Origin of the sequence: Enterobacter sp. RIT637, assembly GCF_019718755.1 — a bacterium.
Taxonomy (GTDB): Bacteria; Pseudomonadota; Gammaproteobacteria; order Enterobacterales; family Enterobacteriaceae; genus Enterobacter.
In genome coordinates this window covers 1-518 of the sequence record NZ_JAIHAZ010000193.1, presented here as the reverse complement: position 1 = coordinate 518, position 518 = coordinate 1, and the positions used below count along the sequence as shown (strand labels likewise).

The 518-nt window shown below is 55.6% G+C and carries 1 protein-coding gene; it reads left to right on the top strand.

The window, feature by feature from the left end:
• Positions 1-518 (top strand): YncE family protein (locus K5E19_RS23950; RefSeq protein WP_221553400.1); only part of this gene is annotated, 518 nt, incomplete at both ends.

Sequence of the window (518 nt, the reverse complement as noted above, 5' to 3'; positions counted from 1 at the left end):
CTGCAGAAGAGATGCTGCGAAAAGCGGTGGGTAAAGGCGCTTACGAAATGGCGGTCAGCCAGCAGGAAAATGCCCTGTGGGTTGCGACCACGCAAAGCCGCAAAACGGATAAAGGTGGCGTGGTTTACCGTCTTGATCCCGTCACACTTGAAGTGACGCAGGCCATTCATAACGATTTAAAACCGTTCGGCGCCACCATCAACAATGCCACTCAGACCCTGTGGTTTGGTAACACCACCAACAGCGCGGTAACGGCTATCGACGCTAAAACCGGCGAAGTGAAAGGGCGCCTGGTGCTTGACGATCGCAAGCGCAGCGAAACCGTGAAGCCGCTGCAGCCGCGCGAGCTGGTGGCCGATGACACCACCAATACCGTCTATATCACCGGTATCGGCAAAGAGAGTGTGATTTGGGTGGTGGATGGCGAAACCCTGAAACTGAAAGAGACCATTGCTAATACCGGTGCATTCAGCACGGGTCTGGCGCTGGATGCGCAGGCAAAACGTCTCTACAGCACC